The organism is Actinacidiphila sp. bgisy144 (assembly GCF_057708105.1).
The window spans coordinates 91,117-103,570 of sequence record NZ_JBYIRM010000022.1 but is presented as its reverse complement, the minus strand read 5'-3'; the positions used below and the strand labels follow the sequence as shown (position 1 = coordinate 103,570).

Sequence of the window (12,454 nt, the reverse complement as noted above, 5' to 3'; positions counted from 1 at the left end):
GCCCTCAGCTCGCACCGATCGGGACCGCGGTGAGCGCGGCGAGTTTCCAGGTGCCGTCCGTACGGGACAGGTTGGCTTCGAAGCGTTTGCGGTCGGTGGTGGCCGTGCCGGCCGCGGGGGTGAGCCGGACCTGCACGGTGACGATGAGCTGCGCGGTGCCCGCGCGGGTGTCCAGCTCGGTGACGGCCGCGTCCGTGACGGTGCCGCGGGTGGAGGTGGCGGCCGCCTTCATCGTCGCGGTGTCGGACGCGTGGGTGCGGGTGAGCTGGGCGTGCAGCGGGCCGGTGGTCACGCCGAGCCAGTCGTCGAGGTCCCGGGCGACGTGGGCGGCGTCCACGGTGTTGAGCCGGGCTACCCCGCGCGTGCCCGCGGCCAATGCGGCGTCGCGCGCCTTGCCGTACGACAGCGCGCCGTCGCCGCGGGTGTCGGCGTAGGACCAGGCGGAGTAGCCGGCCAGCAGCAGCGCGACGGTGAGGGCGGCGGCCCAGGCGACCGCGGTGCGCCGGGCCCGCAGCGCCCGGGCGGCGCGTGCGGTACGGCCGCGCGCGGGCGTACGGCCCTGGGGCGCGGGGTCCGGCTCGGCCGCACCATCCGGATCAGCCGGCTCCGCCACGTCCTCGGGCTCGGGCTCCGCCGCCTTCGGGCTCTTCGTCGTCCCGCTCATCAGTGGTCCTCCAGTCCGAGCAGGCCCGCCATGGTGGTGGGCCCGGCGGCGGGCAGCGCGGGCAGCGCGAGGGCGCCGGGCAGCGCCGAAGCCGCGGTGGTGGTGGCGGCGCTCACGGAGGTGGTCGCGGAGGTGGTCGTGGAGGTGGTCGTCGGCAGGACGGAGCCGGGCTGCGCCGGGCTCGGCACTCCCCCGCCGCTGGGCGCGTGCGCGGAGCCGCGTACGTCGGTGCCGGAGGAGGCGGGCGCGGTGCAGGTGGCCGCGGTGTTGAAGGCGGTCGTCGGCGGGCTGGTGTCCAGGCCGTTGCGGTAGGTGGTGCTCCCGTACCCGGAGGTGCACGGCAGCGGCGAGAAGAAGGTGACCGCCATACCGAAGTCGAGCTTGCCGTCCTTGACCGCCGAGGAGCCGGCGGCGGCCACGGCGGGCATCTTCACCAGGAACTCCTGGATGCCGTTCTGCCGGGTGACCGCGACATCGGAGGTGGTCAGCAGGTTGGCCAGCACCACGCTGAGGTTGGGGCCGACGTCCCGCAGCAGCGCGCTGACCTGGGTCGCGGCGCCGGGGGCGGCGGCGATGAGCCGGCGCAGGTCGGTGTCGGAGTCGTCGAGCTGCTTGGCGAGCTGGTTGGCGCTGGTGGCGAAGTTCCTGATCGCGTCGGACTCGTCGACCTGGGTGTGCAGCACCGTCTGCCCGTCGTCGATCAACTTGGTGTCGGTGGGCAGGTTCTCGTCGGCGGCGGTCAGGAACTCGCTGCTGGTGTCCAGCAGGGACTGGAGGTTGTCGCCCTGGCCGCTGAAGGCGAGGCCGAGTTCGTCGACGTCGGTGTGCAGGGCGTCCAGCGGCACGGACTTGGTGAGGTCGTTGACGCTGGTGAGCAGGTTGGTGACCGGCGCGGGCACCTTGGTGCTGGCCTGCACGATGGTCGAACCGCCGTGCAGGTAGGGCCCGTTGTCGGTGGCGGGTTGCAGGTCGATGTACTGCTCGCCGACTGCGGACAGGTTGGCGACGACCGCGGTGAGCCGGGCGGGGATGCGGGGGGCGGAGTTGTTGATCCGCAGTTCGGCCCGCACGCCGTCGGCGGTGAGCCGGATCGGGCCGACCCGGCCGACCGACACGCCCCGGTAGGTGACGTCGGAGTGCTCGAACAGGCCGCCGGTCTGCGGGAGTTGGACGTCCACCGTGTAGTAGCCGCGCAGGCCCACGTAGCGGCCGAGGTCGGCGTAGCGGACGCCGACGAAGCCGATCACGAGGACCGCGACGATCAGGAAGGCGAGGTTCTTGGCGAGGGTGGCGCGGGTCAGCATCAGTTGCTCCCCGGGGTGGTGGCCGACGAGGAGGAGGGCGGGGACGGCGGGGACGGCGAGGAGGAAGTGGCGGGCGCGGAGGAGGTGGACGCCGAGCCGGTCACCGAGGGCAGGGGCAGCGGCAGGTCCTTCGCGGAGGTGCCGGACTTCTTCGCGGAGGAGGTGGCCACCAGGCCGGGGTAGTCGCTGTCGCCCGCCTGGAGTTCGGGGATGAGCTGGGTGCCGGCGCTCGCGGTGAGGTCGAGGTAGACGTTGAGGTAGTCGCCCTTGACGCCGTTGAGCACCTCGTCGGTGAACGGGTAGGTCAGCAGCACCTGGAGGGAGTCGGGCAGGTCGTCGCCGGCGTCGGCGAGCCGCTGGAGGGTGGGGGCCAGCGATCTGAGGTCGGCGACGATGTCGTCCTTGCTCCGGTTGACGGTGTCGGTGGCGACCCCGGAGAGGGTGTCGAGCGAGCGGAGCATGGTGACCAGCGAGCCGCGCTGCTGCTCCAGCACCTTCAGGCCGGGGCTCAGGGAGGTGAGGATGGTGCCGATCTTCTGGTCGCGGGTGGCGAGCGTCGCGGAGAGCTTGTTGACGCTGTCGAGGGCGTCGGTGATGTCCTTCTTGTGGGCGTTCAGGTCGGAGACGAGCGTGTCGACCTGGGTGAGCATGTCGCGCACCGCGGGTTCGTTGCCGCCCAGCGCCTTGTTCAGCTCGGTGCTGATGGTGTGGATCTGCTGGATGCCGCCGCCGTTGAGCACCAGGGAGAGCGCGCCGAAGACCTCTTCGACCTCGGGGTTGCGGTTGGTGTGCGAGGCGGGGATGGTGTCGCCGGACTCCAGCCGTCCGGTGGAGGTCTCGGTGCTGGGCGGGGCGGTGAGTTCGATGTACTTCTCGCCGAGCAGGCTGGACTGCTCCAGCTGGGCGTAGGCGTTCGCCGGGAGCTTGACCTTGCCGTTGAGCTGCATCGTCACGACCGCCGACCAACTGCCGTGCGCCAGCGAGATCTTGGTGACGCGGCCCACGGCGACGTCGTTGACCCGCACCGACGCCTGCGGCACCAGGTCCAGCACGTCGGCGAAGCGGGCCTTGACGGTGTAGGGGTGGCTGCCGACGTCGGCGCCGCCGGGCAGCGGCATGTTCTGCACGTTGGTGAAGGAGCAGCCGGTCAGGGTGAGGGCGGCGGCGGTGAGCAGGGCGGCGGCGGCCGCGTGGCGTGCGTTCACTTCGCCGCCCCCTTGCCGGCGGAACCGGCGGAGCCGGTGGAACCCGGTGAACCGGAGGAACCGGCCGTGCCGCCGGTCGTGGTGTCGCTGCCGTAGACGGTGCCGACCGGCGGCAGGGGCAGCGGCACCGCGTCGTCGGCGGCCGTACCGGACGTCGTGCCGGTGGTGCTCGCCGTACCGGTGGTGGTCGTCGTGTTCCGCTTGACCGCGGACGCGCCGGTGTCGGTCGGGTCCACGCTGCCGCCCATGCTCAGCTCGTTGATGTCGGCCCGGCCGTCGAGGGTGCCGGTCGCCGGGTTGTACGTGTTGAGCAGGTTGTCGGCGGCCAGCGGCGCGTCGTCGAGGAGTTCGGCGAGCGAGGCGCGCTGGTCGACGAGGGTCTGGGTGATCGGGGTGAGCTTGTCGATGCTGGCCTTGAGCCGGCTGCGGTTGTCCTGGATGAAGGTCTTCACCGAGCCGAGCGCGGTGGACAGCTGCTGGAGCGCGCCGCCCAGGTCCTCCTTGTCGTCGGCGAGGAAGCCGCTGACCGTGGAGAGCTGGTCGGTGGCGGTCTTCACCTTGCCGTCGTTGTTCTTGAGCATCGTGGTGAAGGACTGGAGGTAGGCGAGGGTCGCGTACAGGTCGCCGCTGTGGCCGTTGAGGGTCTTGGTGGCCTGGCCGAGCTGGTCGATGCTGTCGCCGATGTCCTTGCCGTTGCCCTTGAGGTTCTGCGCCCCGACGTCGAGCAGGTCGGACAGGGCGCCGTCGGTGTTGGCGCCGTCGGGGCCCAGCGCCTTGCTGAGCTGGGTGACGGAGGCGTAGAGCTGGTCGATCTCGACCGGGGTGGTGGTGCGGCTGGCCGGGATGACGCCGTGGTCGGGCAGTTGGGCGCCGCCGGTGTACGCCGGGGTGAGCTGGACGTAGCGGTCGGCGACCACGCTGGGCGCGACGACCACGGCCCCGGCCTTGGCGGGCACCTTGATGCCGTGGTCCAGCCGCAGGGTCACCTTCACCTGCTTGCCCTGCGGCTTCACCGACTCCACCGTGCCGACCTTCACCCCGAGGATGCGCAGGTCGGAGCCGGCGTAGACGCCGACGGTGCGGTCGAAGTACGCGGTGACGTGCTTGCCGGACGGCCCGCCGAAGGCGACGAACCCGGCGGTGACGGCCCCGGCGGCGACGATCGCCAGTACGACCAGCACGGACAGGGCGCGCAGCGGTACCCGCAGCCGGCGGCCGGTGCGCGGCGGCCGGGGGGTGGTGCGGCGCAGCCGCCGCGGGAAGAGGGTCACGACGCTCCTCCGGTCGCCTTGGGCGGCATGCAGCCGGTGGTCGGCTGGGTGCCGCTGGGCAGGTAGTTCTTGGGCACCAGGCCGCACAGGTAGCTGTCGAACCAGCGGCCGTTGCCGAGGGTGTTGCCGACCACCTGGTAGTAGGGGCCGGCCAGGGCCAGCACCTTGTCGAGGCTGGCCTGGTTGGCGAGCAGCACCCCGGTGACGCGGTCGAGGGCGTCGAGGGTGGGGGCGAGCTGCTGGGTGTTGTCGGTGACCAGGCCGTTGAGCTGGGTGCCCAGGGACTGGGTGCCGGTGAGCAGGGAGTGGATGGCGGTCCGCCGCTTCTCGACCTCGCCGAGGAGCAGGTTGCCGTCGGAGATCAGCTGCTGGAAGCGGCTGTTCTGGTCGGAGAGGGTCTTGGTGAGCTGCTTGCTGCCGCTGAGCAGGGAGGCGAGTTGGGCGTCGCGGCTGGAGATGGTCTTGGACAGCGACGACAGGCCGGTCGCGGCGGTGCGCACGGAGTCCGGGGTGTCCTTGAAGGTGTCCGCGATCGCCTGGAAGCTGGCGGCGAGCTGCTTGGTGTCGATCGCGTCGAAGGTCTGCCCGAGGCCGTTGAACGCCTGCGTGACGTCGTACGGTGAGGTGGTGCGGGACTTGGGGATGGTGTCGCCGGGGTTCTGCTTGGCGTTGCCGAGCGGGTCCAGCGCGAGGTACTTCTCGCCGAGCAGCGTCTTGATGGCGATGGCGGCGGTGCTGGCGTTGCCGATCCAGGTGTGCCGGACCCGGAAGGTGACCTTGACCTGGGCGCCGTCCAGCCCGACGTGGGTGACCTTGCCGACCTTGACGCCGGCCACCCGTACCTCGTTGCCGCTCTTGATGCCGGCGGCTTCGGTGAAGTACGCGGAGTAGGTGGTGCCGCCGCCGATCAGCGGCAGCGCGTCGGCGTTGTAGGCGACCAGGCTGAGCAGGGCCAGCACCAGCAGGCCGACGATGCCGACCGCGACCTGGTTGCGTTCGCGCAGCGGCCGGAAGAGCGGGCCGCGCCGGGCGGGGTCGCGCAGGCGCAGCGCGGGGGCTCGCAGCCTCATGGCCGGCACCTCGATTCGGTGATCGCTATCCCGGTGGGCGGGGTGCTGCCGTCGGAGGTGGTCACGCCGTGCACGGTGGCCTGGCACAGGTAGAGGTTGAGCCAGGAGCCGTAGGAGGCGAGCCGGCCGATGGTCTGGAGCTTGCCGGGGGTGGTGGTGAGGAACTGCTGCAACTGGGGTGTGTTGTCGCCGAGGTTGGTGGAGACCCGGTTGAGCTGGGCGATGGAGTTCTTCAGCGGCTGCCGGCCGTCCTGGAGCAGACCGGCGGTGCTGGTGGTGAGTTGGGAGATGGCGGTGATGGACTGGCCGATCGGCTTGCGGTCGGCGGAGAAGCCGGTGACGAGCTGCTGGAGCGAGGTGATCAGGTCGTTGAAGCCGGCCTCGCGGGTGTTGACGGTGGTCAGCACCGAGTTGAGGTTGTCGATCACCTGGCCGATCACCTGGTCCTTCGCGGCGAGCGTGGTGGTCAGCGTGCCGATGTTGCCGATCAGGCTGTCCACGGTGCCGCCCTCGCCCTGGAGGACCTGCACGATCTCCCCGGACAGCTGGTTGACGTCCTTCGGGGAGAGCCCCTCGAAGAGCGGCTGGAAGCCGTTGAAGAGTTCGGTGAGGTCGAGCGCGGGCTTGGTGTGGCTGAGTGGGATGGTGCCGCCGGGGTGCAGGCCGGCGCCGACCGGGCCGCTGCCCTGCTCCAGGTCGATGTAGCGCTGGCCGACGAGGTTGAGGTACTTGATGGTGGCGGTCGCCGAGGCGGGCAGGGTGCGGTCCTTGCGGACGGAGAAGTGCACTTCGGCGATCCGGTGCCGGACCACCTTGATCGAGTCGACCTGGCCGACCTTGACCCCGGCGATGCGGACGCTGTCGCCCTTGTTGAGCCCGGTGGTGTCGGTGAACTCGGCGTTGTAGCCGGAGGTGCTGCCGACGCCGGCGCCGGCGATGCTCACCGCGAGCACCGTGGTGGCGAACGCGGTGACCAGGATGAAGATCAGCGACTTGACGATCGGTCCGGTCAGGCTGCGGCGGTTCACTTCACCGTCACCTCCGCCCCGCGGTAGACCGGTCCGGTCAGCAGGCTGCTCCAGTCCGGCAGCTTCGTGGGCGAGGTGTCCATGCTGGGCGCGAGCAACTCGTTGACCAGCTCGTTCTCCTGCGGCGAGTTGGCGACCGGGGTGGTGCCGCGGCCGGTGTACGGGACCGGGTAGCACTGCGGGTCGCCGCTCGCGTCGTACACCGGAGTGTCCTTGCCGGCGACGTACTTGCCGCGGGAGGCGACAGCGGTGACGTCGACGTGCAGGCCGGGTTCGTCGGTGCCCTTGCCGAGCGCCTTGTCCATCTCGGGCACGAAGTCCGCGAGGGTGCGCAGGGTGCAGGGGAAGGACGGGGCGTACTTCGCGAGCAGTTGGAGGGTGCCGCGGCTGTCGGCGGCGAGGTGGATCAGGTTCTGCTTGTTCTGCCGCAGGTAGGTGGTGATGTCCTGGGCGGTGGCGGTCGTCGAGCCGTACAGCGTGCTGAGGTTGGCCTGCTGCTCGGCGATGGTGCCGCTGGTTCTGGTGAAGTCGGTGAGGGCCTGCACGATGTCGGGCGCGGCCGCGTCGTAGGTGTTGCTGACCGTCACGAGCTGCTTGATGTCGTCGGTGAGCGCGGGAAGTTGGGGGTTGAGCTTGGTCAGGTAGCGGTCGAGCTGGACCAGGGTGGTGCCGAGTTCCTGGCCGCGGCCGTCGAGCGCGGTGGAGACCGCGTTGAGGGTGGCGGCGAGTTTCTGCGGCTGGACGGCCGTCAGCAGCGGCATCACGTTGTCCAGGACCTGTTCGAGTTCGACGGCGTCGGCCGACCGGTCCTGCGGGATGGTGGCGTGCGCGGCGAGCGTGGCGCCGGTGCCGGTGGTGCCCGTGCCGGTGGCGGCGCCGGCCGGCGGCACCAGCGCGACGAACCGCTCGCCGAAGAGCGTGGTGGGCAGCATCTGCGCGGTGACCCCGGCCGGGATGTGCCGCATCTGACCGGGGTCGATGGCGAGCGTCAGCCGGGCGCCGGCGCCGTCGGCGTGGATGGCGGTGACCCGGCCGACGACGACGCCGCGCATCTTCACGTCCGCGCCCTGGTTCATCTCGTTGCCGGCGCTGCCGGTCTCCACGGTGACCGTCACGGAGTGCGTGAACGACTTGTCGTAGACGGCCACCGCGAGCCAGGCCAGCAGCGCGGGCACCAGCAGGAAGACGATGCCCGCGGTGCGCCGGCGGGCGGTGCCGCCGAAGCGGCGCAGGCGCGGCCGGGCCGGGGGTGCGGGCGGCGCGGGCGCCGGCCCCGGGGTGCGGGTGTCGGTGGTGGTCATCCCGCCACCCGCACGGTGGTGGTGGCGCCCCACAGCGCCAGCGACAGGAAGAAGTCGGTGAGCGAGATGATCACGATCGCGTTGCGCACCGACCGGCCGACCGCGATACCGACACCGGCCGGGCCGCCCTTGGCGGTGAAGCCGTAGTAGCAGTGCGCGAGGATCACCACGACGCTGAAGATCAGCACCTTCAGTATGGACAGCAGTACGTCCTCCGGTGCGAGGAAGAGGTTGAAGTAGTGGTCGTAGGTGCCGGGCGACTGGCCGTTGAACCACACGGTCACCAGCCGGGACGCCGCGTAGCTGCTGAGCAGGCCGATGCCGTAGAGCGGGATGATCGCCACCACGCCGGCGATGATCCGGGTGGTGACGAGGTACGGCATCGAGCGCACGCCCATGCTCTCCAGCGCGTCGACCTCCTCGTTGATCCGCATCGCGCCGAGCTGCGCGGTGAACCCGGCGCCGACGGTCGCGGACAGCGCGAGCCCGGCGATCAGCGGCGCGATCTCGCGGGTGTTGAAGTAGGCGGAGATGAAGCCGGTGAACGCCGCGGTGCCCAGTTCGTTCATCGCCGCGTAGCCCTGGAGGCCGACGACGGTGCCGGTGGCCAGCGTCATGCCGATCATCACGCCGACGGTGCCGCCGATCACGCTCAGGCCACCGCTGCCGAAGGCGACCTCGGCGAGCAGCCGCTGCACCTCCTTGAGGTAGCGGCGCAGGGTGCGCGGCACCCACAGCACGGCCTTGATGTGGAAGAGCAGGTGGTCGCCGGTGTCGTCGAGCCAGCGCAGCCAGCGGCCCGGCCGCACCCGGCGGGCGCGGGGCGGCGGCGCGGGGGGCCCGGGCGGCTCGGGCCGCGGGGCGTCCTTGTCGAGCAGGGCCATCGCTCAGGCTCCCTTCTGCGGCACGAGCTGGAGGTAGATCGCGGTGAGCACCACGTTCACCACGAACAGCAGCAGGAAGGTGATGACCACGGACTGGTTGACCGCGTCGCCGACGCCCTTGGGGCCGCCCTTGGGGTTCAGGCCGCGGTAGGCGGCGACGATCCCGGCGATGAAGCCGAAGATCAGCGCCTTGATCTCGGAGATGTACAGGTCCGGCAGCTGGGCCAGCGCGGAGAAGCTGGACAGGTACGCGCCGGGGGTGCCGTGCTGCACGATCACGTTGAAGAAGTAGCCGCCGGCGGTGCCGACCACCGAGACCAGGCCGTTGAGCAGCAGCGCGACGAGCATCGTGGCCAGCACCCGCGGCACGATCAGCCGCTGCACCGGCGAGACGCCCATCACCTCCATCGCGTCCAGCTCCTCGCGGATCTTCCGCGAGCCGAGGTCCGCGCAGATCGCGCTGCCGCCCGCACCGGCGATCAGCAGTGCCACGATCAGCGGGCTGGCCTGCTGGATCACCGCCAGGACGCTCGCGCCGCCGGTGAAGGACTGCGCGCCCAACTGCTGGGCGAGCGAGCCGACCTGGAGCGCGATCACCGCGCCGAACGGGATCGACACCAGGGCCGCGGGCAGGATCGTCACGCTCGCCACGAACCAGAACTGCTCGATCAGCTCGCGGACCTGGAAGGGCCGCCGGAAGGTGTCCCTGATGGTGGTCGCGCCGAGCGTCATCAGCTGCCCGGTCTGGCGCAGCGCCCCGGTGCCGGGGAAGGGGCGGCGCGGTACGGCGGGAGCGGGTGCGGGCGGGCGCGGCGCCGGCCCCGGCACCGGCGGCGCGCTCACGCGGTCACCCCCGCGGCGGGGCCGGTCCTCATGCGTGCTCCTCCTGTACGGGGGCGGCGACCGGGGCGAGACCGGCCTTCATCGCCGCGCGGGCGGCCGGCGGCAGGTCGTCCCACATCGCCAGCACCCGCGCCCGGCGGCGCTGCACGGCCGCGCGCGGCGGCAGTCCGGGGCTCGGTTCGAGCTGGGGTGCGATCCGGCGCGGCAGTTCGTCGACCGCGGTGAGCTGTTCGCGGGCGAGGGTGGCCTCGTCCTTCTCCTCGGCCATCCCGATCGGGCCTTCCTTGCGGCCGCCGAGGAACTGCCGTACGACCGGCTCGTCGCTGGTGAGCAGCAGTTCGCGCGGGCCGAAGGTGACCAGGCGGCGCCGGAAGAGCATCCCCATGTTGTCCGGCACCGTCGCGGCGATGTCGAGGTTGTGGGTGACGATCAGCATGGTGGCGTCGATCTGCGCGTTGAGGTCGATCAGCTGCTGCGAGATGTAGGAGGTGCGCACCGGGTCGAGCCCGGAGTCCGGTTCGTCGCACAGGATGATCTGCGGGTCCAGCACCAGCGCGCGGGCCAGCCCGGCGCGTTTGCGCATGCCGCCGGAGATCTCGCCGGGCAGCTTCCGCTCGGAGCCGATCAGGCCGACCATGTCCATCCGCTCCATGACGATGCGGCGGATCTCCGACTCCTTCTTGCGGGTGTGCTCCCGCAGCGGGAAGGCGATGTTGTCGAAGAGGTTCATCGAGCCGAACAGCGCGCCGTCCTGGAACATCAGGCCGAAGAGCTTGCGGGTCTCGTAGATGTCCCGCTCCTTGCCGCCGACCATGTCGACGCCGTTCACCAGCACCCGGCCGCGCTCGGGTTTGAGCAGGCCGATCACGGACTTCAGGAAGACGGTCTTGCCGGTGCCGGAGGGCCCGAGCATCACGCTGACCTCGCCGGCCGGCAGAGTGAGCGTCACGTCCTCCCAGACGGTCTGTTTGCCGAAGGACTTCGTCAGACCCTCGACGGTCACTTCGATTCCCATTGCACCTCCCGGGGGTGGTTGCGGTGGACGGACGGGTGGGGGACGTGAGTACGGTCGAACTCCGTACGGCGGGCCGTCACTTGGTGGACCCGGCGCGGACGGGGAGCTGGGGCAGCGGGATGTCGGGCTGGTCGCAGTTCTCGGGCGTGGTGCCGTCCATCGAGCACAGCGGCGCCTGGACGAAGTTGAGGGTGTTGCCGGGTCCCGACAGGGACGCCGTGAAGAGCGAGTTCAGGTTGTCGCCGCCCGGCGTGACACAGCCGGTGAACGGGGGGATGACCAGGTTGTCGTCCACGAGCGGGCCGCCCGATGCGATCGTGTAGTCCGGTCTGCCGTCGTCCCCGGGCAGTCCCTCGTCCTGGCGTCCGGTGAGGACGACGTTCAACGGCCTGGTGGTGTGGCAGCCGGCTCCGAGGTGCATGGACACGCCGTTGACCTTCACGTTGCTGATCCGCAGATCCTGGTACCCGCCGACGACCGTGATCTGGGGAATTCCCTGCGACGGGTACCCGGAGCTGACCACGGTCATCGGGCCATCGGCGACGAAGTCGACGTCGGCGGTGATGGGGACGAACCCGAAACTGAGGAACGTCGAATGGGAGGAGGGAAGTTCGATCCCGAGAAGGGAGTCGACCTCGTAGTAGTTCTCGCTCGTGTTGAGAGCCAGCCTGCGGTTCGAATTGAGGGTCGCCAACCCGGGCTTCCCACGAGGGTCGTTGACGATCATCGCGCCGCTGAGCTTGTTGACGTTGGAGAAGCCGGTGAAGTAACCGCACAGGATCACATCCGGATAGACGAACCCTGCGGGGGGCAGCACGATGGCGCCGGCCGGCGGAACCGGCAGCCGGCTCGGGTCCAGCTCGCCCTTCGGCGCCGCGCCGCAGGACGTCACGCCCGAGCGCGGCGGGGTGTCGAGCGGGACGATGCTGCTGCGGGTGCCGTCGGCCGGACTGCCCGCGGACGGGGAGGACGACGCCGAACCGGACGGCGTACCGGCTGTTCCCGTGGGGCTGGTCGGAGCGCCGGTGCCGGACGTCGGGTCGCCGGTGCCGGGCACGGTGACCGTCGCGAGCGAGATGTCCTGGCTGGCCTTGGCCGCGCACAGCCCGGTGATGTCGGTGAGCGCGCCGGAGCCGGCGCCGTCGGCGGGGTCGGCGGCGGTCGTGCTCCCGGAGCCGTCGGCCGCGGTGGCGGCGGCGGTGTCCGCGGAGGTACCGCTGCTGTCGGAACCCGCCCCGCTCGTACCGGAGCCGTCGCCGGTGGACGGGTCCGGCGTGGGCGTGGCCGGGTCGGTGGGGGTGCTGGTCGCGGCCTGCGGGTGCAGCGTCAGGTCCAGGTCGCCGGCGGCGAAGACCAGGTCTCCCCCGGCGGTCACCGACACGCCGGGCACCTTGCCGGTGAAGACCAGGTCCAGGTCGCCGCTGCCCGCCACCGTGGTGGGCTGCGCGGTCAGGTCCGGCCAGACCGCCACGGTGCGCGAGGTGCCCTGCGTGACGTTGGCCTTCATGTCGGCGCTGCCGCCGAGGGTGTCGGCTTCGGCCGGGACCAGCGCGGTGACCGCGGCCCGCGGGATGCCCACGGTGAGCGTCAGGTCGCCCGGCTGGATCGGTTTGCCGACCACCCCGTTCGACGGGTAGGTCTGCTTGATGCCGACGCTGATGTCCTGCGGGTCCTGGCCCGCGCCGAACTGGCAGGTGTACGCGAGTGACACCCCGTCGGCCGCGCCGGTCGCCGCGGAGTCGGTGCCCGGCAGCAGCCCGGCCAGGAGCGCGGCTGCCGCGACGCCCGCGAGCTGCACCACTCGACGCGGACGCGGTCGGCTCACGCGCACGGCACCCCTCATTTCCGAACTCCTTTTCCAGCCCTGGC

The 12,454-nt window shown here is 71.2% G+C and carries 11 protein-coding genes; all 11 read right to left on the bottom strand.

Annotation, left to right across the window (positions count from 1 at the left end; all coding sequences use genetic code 11):
* Window positions 1–4 precede the first annotated feature (4 nt).
* A complete protein-coding gene (locus tag AC3EVP_RS24295; protein ID WP_435132961.1) occupies window positions 5–664 on the bottom strand; it encodes a hypothetical protein in 660 nt (219 codons plus the stop codon).
* Window positions 664–1,968, bottom strand: coding sequence for an MCE family protein (locus tag AC3EVP_RS24290; protein WP_435132959.1), 1,305 nt, complete (start codon window positions 1,966–1,968; stop codon window positions 664–666). The genes AC3EVP_RS24295 and AC3EVP_RS24290 overlap by 1 nt, the downstream gene beginning before the upstream one ends.
* Window positions 1,968–3,173 (bottom strand): MCE family protein, encoded by a 1,206-nt coding sequence (locus AC3EVP_RS24285; RefSeq protein ID WP_435132956.1) that lies wholly within the window; start codon window positions 3,171–3,173, stop codon window positions 1,968–1,970. Before AC3EVP_RS24285 ends, AC3EVP_RS24290 begins: the two co-directional genes overlap by 1 nt.
* Window positions 3,170–4,369 (bottom strand): MCE family protein, encoded by a 1,200-nt coding sequence (locus tag AC3EVP_RS24280; RefSeq protein ID WP_435133056.1) that lies wholly within the window; start codon window positions 4,367–4,369, stop codon window positions 3,170–3,172. The genes AC3EVP_RS24285 and AC3EVP_RS24280 overlap by 4 nt, the downstream gene beginning before the upstream one ends.
* A 71-nt stretch (window positions 4,370–4,440) precedes the next feature.
* Window positions 4,441–5,514 carry an MCE family protein gene (locus tag AC3EVP_RS24275; RefSeq protein WP_435132954.1) on the bottom strand — a complete coding sequence of 358 codons (1,074 nt, stop codon included), beginning with the start codon at window positions 5,512–5,514 and terminating at the stop codon, window positions 4,441–4,443.
* A complete protein-coding gene (locus tag AC3EVP_RS24270) occupies window positions 5,511–6,542 on the bottom strand; it encodes an MCE family protein (protein WP_435132951.1) in 1,032 nt (343 codons plus the stop codon). The genes AC3EVP_RS24275 and AC3EVP_RS24270 overlap by 4 nt, the downstream gene beginning before the upstream one ends.
* Complete coding sequence (locus AC3EVP_RS24265; RefSeq protein ID WP_435132949.1) at window positions 6,539–7,843, bottom strand: MCE family protein; 1,305 nt, start codon at window positions 7,841–7,843, stop codon at window positions 6,539–6,541. The genes AC3EVP_RS24270 and AC3EVP_RS24265 overlap by 4 nt, the downstream gene beginning before the upstream one ends.
* Window positions 7,840–8,727, bottom strand: a complete 888-nt coding sequence (locus AC3EVP_RS24260) for an MlaE family ABC transporter permease (protein ID WP_335982690.1) — start codon at window positions 8,725–8,727, stop codon at window positions 7,840–7,842. The genes AC3EVP_RS24265 and AC3EVP_RS24260 overlap by 4 nt, the downstream gene beginning before the upstream one ends.
* A gap of 3 nt (window positions 8,728–8,730) precedes the next feature.
* On the bottom strand, window positions 8,731–9,570 hold the full coding sequence (locus AC3EVP_RS24255) for an MlaE family ABC transporter permease (protein ID WP_335982688.1): 840 nt from the start codon (window positions 9,568–9,570) through the stop codon (window positions 8,731–8,733).
* A gap of 28 nt (window positions 9,571–9,598) precedes the next feature.
* Complete coding sequence (locus AC3EVP_RS24250; protein WP_335982685.1) at window positions 9,599–10,585, bottom strand: ABC transporter ATP-binding protein; 987 nt, start codon at window positions 10,583–10,585, stop codon at window positions 9,599–9,601.
* 76 nt (window positions 10,586–10,661) lie between these two features.
* On the bottom strand, window positions 10,662–12,410 hold the full coding sequence (locus tag AC3EVP_RS24245) for a DUF6801 domain-containing protein (protein WP_435132945.1): 1,749 nt from the start codon (window positions 12,408–12,410) through the stop codon (window positions 10,662–10,664).
* Window positions 12,411–12,454 lie beyond the last annotated feature (44 nt).